Raw genomic sequence first — 6,338 nt, 5'->3', positions numbered from 1 at the left:
GGAGAATCCATGCCGAGACGACCATTCTGGAGCAACATTTGAATCCAGAATGTCGGCCTGATGGAAAGTCTGAGCAATATTTCGACTCGGTTGGTATTGGGGCATATCGCATTGATTTGCATCCAAGCACTGCACTGAGGACCTATATTGATATATCCAGCCTTCCATTTCATATTCCGCTAGGCAGCTTAATCCCAGTCAGGGTTAACAATTTACTGGCGGCCTGCAAGAACATCGGAACGACACATATTACGAATGGCTGCTATCGTCTGCATCCCGTAGAATGGAATATTGGGGAAGCAGCAGGTTACTTGGCGGCGTACTGCCTAGAGACTGGAATGCAGCCACGAGCAGTTCGTGCCAATTCGGATGCGCTTCAAAGCTTTCAACAAATGCTCAGCAAGGCCGGAGTTGAGCTAGAGTGGCCAACCCTGCATGCTCTTTAATAGAGATAAGAGATTAAGAGACGAGAGATAAGTGATGAGGATGGTTGCGATGAATAGTCTAATCAATAAAAATAGTCTTGTTGTTTCGTGCCAGGCGCTTGCGCATGAGCCTTTGCATGGATCGCAGCATATGTCGGTAATGGCCCTCGCAGCTCGTGAAGGAGGCGCAAAGGGGATTCGCGCTAACAGTCCGGAAGATGTACGCGCGATCCGTGCTGCGGTCGAACTGCCGATTATCGGGTTGTGGAAGAATGATTATGAGGGGTATGAGATGTACATTACTCCAACCATTCAAGACGCGGTTCAAGTTTATGAGGCAGGGGCCCATATTGTAGCAATAGATGCAACTGCCCGACCTCGCCCTGACGGATTCGATTTGAAGTATGTTATCGAAGAGCTGAATAGGCAAGGCATTCCAGTAATGGCGGATATTTCGACCTATGAGGAGGGGATGCATGCAGCTGAGTGCGGTGCATCTTACATTTCAACGACATTAGCCGGTTACACAACTTATAGCCAAGGAGCACTGCCGCGATTGGATTTAGTCAAGCAGTTATCAGAGAAGCTTTCTGTTCCGGTTGTAGCGGAAGGCGGAATATCGACGCCGGATCAAGCGATGCGTGCGCTCGAAAATGGTGCCTATTTCGTCGTGGTTGGCTCTGCTATTACGCGCCCGCAGTTGATTACGGCACAATATGTACTCGCGATGGCGGAATATCACTTATGAAGAACAAGACGTTAGGGGATGATTGCCTAGGCGTTTATATAGGGATTGACGTTGGCGGCACGAGCATGAAAGGAGCCATGGTGACTAGAGAAGGGGAAATTCTGTTGGAGTTATCCACTCGAACTCCTATAGAACAAGGGAGAGAGGGGATCATTAGAGAGCTCACAGGACTTGTCATATCACTTATTCAAAGATCGGACCGGCTGGTGCTTGGAATCGGTGTTGGTTCGGCAGGAGCAATAGATCCTGTGACAGGAACCGTAAGTTATGCGACTGACAATTTGCCTGGCTGGACCGATACTCCTCTAACGGAGCTGTTATCCGAGCGAACCGGCCTTATGGTCGTCGCCGACAATGATGCCCATGCGGCTGCTTTGGGCGAGTCATGGATCGGTGCCGCGCAATCATACAAATCATTTGCCTTTGCTGCCATTGGGACTGGAGTCGGTGGTGCGCTCGTCAGCAGAGAAGAAATCATACACGGCAACCGTGGAATAGCTGGCGAGATTGGACATATGATCTTGTATCCGGGCGGCTTGCCTTGCAATTGCGGGCAGAAGGGGTGCTTGGAGCAATATGCCTCGGGCACTGCGCTCAACCGAATAGCAAAAGAAATAGAGTGTGATTGGACAAGTCATCGACTCATGCAGCAGTATGCAGACCGTGATACAAGGGCTGTTGAGGCCGTCAACCGCTTTATTAATGATTTGGCGACTGGGTTAGTATCTCTTCATAACATGTTCGGTCCTGAAGCGATTATTATTGGTGGTGGACTTATTGAAGCAGCGGATTTATGGTGGGACCAGCTAGAGCCTGCTATCAGTCAAATAACGAGCAAACCAGTAATCACGATAAAGGCGAAGCTTGGAAACCGTGCAGGCATTATCGGAGCTGCTTATTTGGCAAAGGTTAAAAGGGAGATGGAAAGTGACGCGTAACCGATTTGGTCGACTACGATTCTGATCTGTCTTTATGGGTTGACTACAAGAGAAACATTGTGAATATATGTATTTGCTTGAATAGCGTTGATAAAATTYGCGATCAATAAGCTTAAGGACTGTCATTTCACAGACAGTCCTTTTGTTGTGCATAGGAGTAAAGAATATTACAATAAGAAGAGTTTATGAGGTAGAGTCAGAAGAGGAGTACAGGGCTATTTCATACATATAACGGGTGAATGAAGGGGGAATATAAATGAAATTAAACCGTTTGGGTCAATCCGAGCTTTTTGTCAGTGAGATTGGTCTGGGATGCATGTCGCTAGGGACCGATGAGAAGCAGGCAGCAGCACTTATTCATGAAGCGTTGGAACGTGGTGTTAATTTTTTGGATACGGCTGATCTCTATAACGAAGGATTTAATGAAGAGATTATAGGAAGAGCGATTAGTGGTCGCCGTTCCGATGTTGTGCTTGCGACGAAGGTCGGCAATCGCTGGGAAACGGGCAAGGAAGGCTGGACTTGGGATCCATCGAAGACGTACATTAAAGCTGCGGTAAAAGATAGCCTTCGCAGGCTGCAAACGGATTATATCGATTTATATCAGCTGCATGGCGGTACTCTGGATGATCCGATTGACGAGACGATCGAGGCTTTTGAAGAGCTTAAGCAGGAAGGGCATATTCGTTATTATGGGATATCATCCATACGTCCGAATGTCATTAGACAATTTGCGGAGCGCTCCAATATTGTGAGTGTAATGAGCCAGTACAGCATTTTGGATAGACGGCCAGAGGAAAGTGTACTGCCGCTGCTTGCTGACAAAGGAATTAGTCTAATTGCTAGAGGTCCTGTAGCTAAGGGGATTTTGACGAATAACGGGCAAGACAAATCGGCAAAAGGTTACTTGAATTACACGATGGATGAACTGATAGCGCTCCGTGAAGGGTTAAAGAAGCTGGGCGGAGGTAATGATTCTCGTGAGTTCGCACATTTAGCAATGCGTTATGTGCTGTCTAATCCAGTCGTCGCAACAACCATTCCGGGAGCGAGTTCATTGGAGCAGCTGCTTAGCAATGTACAAGCAACGGAAGTTGCGCCATTATCGGCATCAGAGTGCGAAGAGATTCGTAGGATAAGTAATCCGGGTCGATATGAGCAGCATCGTTAGGTTCGTAAAAGTCAAATCTATGAATTCGATTTGACATTACTAACTGTATCTAATAAAATCACAGTAAGCTTCTCGAAAGGGAGTGGAATAGTTGAATAGTGAATTTACGGTTGCGGTTCATAGTCTAGTACTGCTAGCTTATACGCCTGAACATATGGCAAGCAGCGATACGATCGCGCGTAACGTGGCAACGAACCCGACACGAATACGAAAAATTATGAGCAGCCTTCGAAAGCATGGCTTCGTGAAGACGAAGGAGGGTATCGGCGGCGGATATATTTTGAATTGTGATCCACAGGAGGTTACGCTGGCTCAAATCTATCGCGCACTTTCCGGAGGGACGTTAAAGCCGCATTGGTGTTCGGGAAATCCGGAGGAGTCTTGTCTCATTTCTGCAAATATTCAAGGCGTGATGGATCATTTCTTCCATGAAGCGGAGCTTTATTATGAAGCCTACTTAGAGCAGAATACGATTCAGACCGTTTTGGATAGAATAAAGCAATGTCAGCAGAAATTGCAGCCAAAGGAGCTCTAACAAAATAGAAGTTCGTCTTCTATTTTTAGTTTTAATGTACTTGAAAATCATACAGTTAAAACCATGTTTGAACAGAGTTTTTATATTTTTGCAAATATTATAAAGTAGGTGAATAATATTACAACAAATTCGAAATATATGAATGCATTTAATATCCCTATGTCAGTGCTTGATGTCTCCCCTATCATCGAGGGAGGATCTGTCTCTGAATCACTAAGCAATACACTAGACCTAGCCCAGCATGCGGAAAAATGGAACTACAATCGCTACTGGCTTGCAGAGCATCATAATGCGACGAGCATTGCTAGCTCCGCAACATCTATCGTCATTGGTCATGTTGCGGCAGGAACGAAATCGATTCGAGTGGGCTCCGGCGGCATCATGCTGCCAAATCATGCGCCGCTTGTTATTGCTGAGCAATTTGGGACGCTGGAATCATTGTTTCCAGGTCGTATAGATTTAGGACTTGGTCGTGCGCCGGGTACAGACGGTCTTACGGCTGCAGCGCTCAGAGGCAATCGCCATAGTAACGGACAAGATTTTCCGGAGAARCTTGAGGAATTGCGTACGTTTCTAGATCCATCGAGATCATTAGTAGGCATGCCTGTCAGGGCCATCCCGGGTGAGGGCTTGAACATCCCGATTTGGCTGCTGGGATCAAGTGATTTCAGTGCAATGCTAGCTGCTAAGCTAGGTTTGCCGTTTGCATTCGCTGGTCATTTCTCGCCTAACTTTACTGTTCCGGCTATGAATTTGTATCGCAACAACTTCCAGCCATCGGAAGTGCTTGATAAGCCATATGGCATGGTAGCAGTAAACGTAGTTGCAGCTGATACGGATGGGCAAGCGGCGTACTTAGCCACGTCCATGCAGCAGCTATTCCTGTCATTTATTCGTAATAAACGGAGCCCGCTAGCCCCACCAGTAGATGACATGGATAAAATTTGGAATGAACAGGAAAAGGCCGCTCTACAGCAGCAGTTAGGATCTACTATTATTGGTGGACCTGAAACGGTGAAAGCTAAGCTGCAGCAATATATAGAAGCAACGCAAGCGGACGAGATCATGGTAGCCGCTCATATTTTTGAGCATAAGGCACGTTTGCGGTCCTATGAGATTGTTGCGGGTTTATAACTTAAAATAGATAATATCACACAAATATTTATATGCTGAAGTGCTCCAAAGCGCTCGAGTAGTTTAAATAGAAAAACGGGTTTTTCCGAAAAGGTCCATTAGAACCTTTTGGAGAAACCCGTTTTTATTTTACACTTTATAGCTATTCCGTAGGGGGTCTGGCCCCTCTCTGAAGCTGGCGGATCGAATAACCGAAATCCATTTGCAAATGCGGATAATCTTTGAAGTTTTTCCAGTCGCCTCCCCAAGAGAAGCCAAGCTCCTTAGCTATTGCCACGACCTCCATCCAGTCCGGCTTTCCATTTTTGTTTCCATCATACTCCATATCCCATACTACAGCACCTTTAGTCGTTCGAAGTGCAAAATCAATGGCAAGCCCATAATTGTGATAGGATTGTCCACCGCGAGCATGAGTTACGACTGATCCTTCAGCAGTTCGTCCTTGAGCGTGTATAGCATCTTGTTCCTCGCTCGAACGAAAGCCGTCCGTAACGAGAATTGTAATACCTATTTTCTTAGTAGCAGCAATCAATTCGGCTTGCTTGGTGGATACGATGGGGTGCAGCTCAACAACAGGAGGTACAGGATCACTGTTAATGTAAGGGATGAATCGATTATCGATAGGGTACACTTTCCATATAATTACTGCTGCAAAAGCAAGGATGATCAGGACTAGCCATCCATTTCGTTTGCGTCTTTTTTGCGAGTTTAGGTTCGGATTTACCCTTCCGACAGGCGGCCGATTTGTAGATAAAGGGTTGCGCTCGAGCATGCAGGTTCTCCTCTTTCAAGTTATCCGCTTATTTTATCATACTGTGAACAGGGTTACCCTAGTCTCAGGTAGGGGATTAGTGGTAGACAGTTGACTTTTTATTAGTTTAGATCTAAACTGATGAGTATAACGAAGTTGTGAGGTGGATATATGGAACATAACGAAATAGATTCCTTCTCAGAAAAACGTGATAAACGATTAGGCTTACTCATATGGTATCGACTATCGCGGGTCTATAATCAAAGCGTTCGCGACACACATCAGCATCTGAAAAGATGGGATCTGACCGTAGCGCAATTCGACCTATTGGCTCAAATCGGCACGAATGATCGACTGACACAGCAGCAGCTGGCCGACAAGCTTTTAGTTACAAAAGGAAACATAACACAGCTATTAGGCAAGCTGGAGGACCTGGGCTTGGTGAAACGGGAGCAGGAATGGAAGACGAAATACGTATCTCTTACGGACAAAGGCAGAACACTATTCCATGACGTCGTTCCGGTACAGGAGCATTTTCAGGCCTCGCAATTTAAAGGGTTAGATGAGGACGAGAAGAAGCAACTTATCGATTTGCTCAAAAAAGTCCAAAAGTAATGATGAAGAGTGATATTACGA

General features: G+C 46.0%; 8 protein-coding genes. 7 read left to right on the top strand and 1 reads right to left on the bottom strand.

From position 1 onward, the window contains the following. The 6 genes from AC1DWN_RS24870 to AC1DWN_RS24845 form a co-directional block, all read left to right on the top strand. On the top strand, positions 1 to 446 hold a 446-nt coding region (locus tag AC1DWN_RS24870; RefSeq protein WP_477561579.1), incomplete at its 5' end, for an FAD-dependent oxidoreductase. A 49-nt stretch (positions 447 to 495) separates the two neighbouring features. Next, a complete protein-coding gene (locus AC1DWN_RS24865) occupies positions 496 to 1,173 on the top strand; it encodes an N-acetylmannosamine-6-phosphate 2-epimerase (protein ID WP_477561578.1) in 678 nt (225 codons plus the stop codon). Beyond that, positions 1,170 to 2,111, top strand: coding sequence for an ROK family protein (locus AC1DWN_RS24860; protein WP_477561577.1), 942 nt, complete (start codon positions 1,170 to 1,172; stop codon positions 2,109 to 2,111). Before AC1DWN_RS24865 ends, AC1DWN_RS24860 begins: the two co-directional genes overlap by 4 nt. Before the next feature lie 256 nt (positions 2,112 to 2,367). Continuing rightward, the gene (locus AC1DWN_RS24855) at positions 2,368 to 3,282 is read left to right on the top strand and encodes an aldo/keto reductase (RefSeq protein ID WP_477561576.1); all 915 of its coding nucleotides are present in this window, start codon (positions 2,368 to 2,370) and stop codon (positions 3,280 to 3,282) included. Positions 3,283 to 3,373: 91 nt separating this feature from the next. Then, a complete protein-coding gene (locus AC1DWN_RS24850; RefSeq protein ID WP_477561575.1) occupies positions 3,374 to 3,817 on the top strand; it encodes an Rrf2 family transcriptional regulator in 444 nt (147 codons plus the stop codon). Positions 3,818 to 3,976: 159 nt separating this feature from the next. Continuing rightward, entirely contained in the window at positions 3,977 to 4,951 is a 975-nt protein-coding gene (locus AC1DWN_RS24845; protein WP_477561574.1) for an LLM class flavin-dependent oxidoreductase, read from the top strand. A 142-nt stretch (positions 4,952 to 5,093) separates the two neighbouring features. Here the strand turns inward: AC1DWN_RS24845 and AC1DWN_RS24840 are convergent, their stop codons facing one another. Next, positions 5,094 to 5,723: a M15 family metallopeptidase gene (locus AC1DWN_RS24840; protein WP_477561573.1), complete on the bottom strand. Its 630-nt coding sequence runs from the start codon at positions 5,721 to 5,723 to the stop codon at positions 5,094 to 5,096. 150 nt (positions 5,724 to 5,873) lie between these two features. Here AC1DWN_RS24840 and AC1DWN_RS24835 point away from each other — a divergent pair, with 150 nt between their 5' ends. Next, entirely contained in the window at positions 5,874 to 6,317 is a 444-nt protein-coding gene (locus AC1DWN_RS24835) for a MarR family winged helix-turn-helix transcriptional regulator (RefSeq protein WP_477561572.1), read from the top strand. The last annotated feature ends 21 nt before the right edge of the window (positions 6,318 to 6,338 follow it).

The organism is Paenibacillus sp. P4_A7, from assembly GCF_056402455.1.
The sequence above is the reverse complement of the archived record's forward strand: the minus strand, read 5'-3'. Positions and strand labels throughout refer to the sequence as shown.

Bases quoted from the DNA above. Each gene is read 5' to 3' on its own strand.
- AC1DWN_RS24865 (WP_477561578.1), top strand. From the start codon at position 496: ATGAATAGTCTAATCAATAAAAATAGTCTTGTTGTTTCGTGCCAGGCG.
- AC1DWN_RS24860 (WP_477561577.1), top strand. From the start codon at position 1,170: ATGAAGAACAAGACGTTAGGGGATGATTGCCTAGGCGTTTATATAGGG.
- AC1DWN_RS24855 (WP_477561576.1), top strand. From the start codon at position 2,368: ATGAAATTAAACCGTTTGGGTCAATCCGAGCTTTTTGTCAGTGAGATT.
- AC1DWN_RS24840 (WP_477561573.1), bottom strand. From the start codon at position 5,723: ATGCTCGAGCGCAACCCTTTATCTACAAATCGGCCGCCTGTCGGAAGG.
- AC1DWN_RS24835 (WP_477561572.1), top strand. From the start codon at position 5,874: ATGGAACATAACGAAATAGATTCCTTCTCAGAAAAACGTGATAAACGA.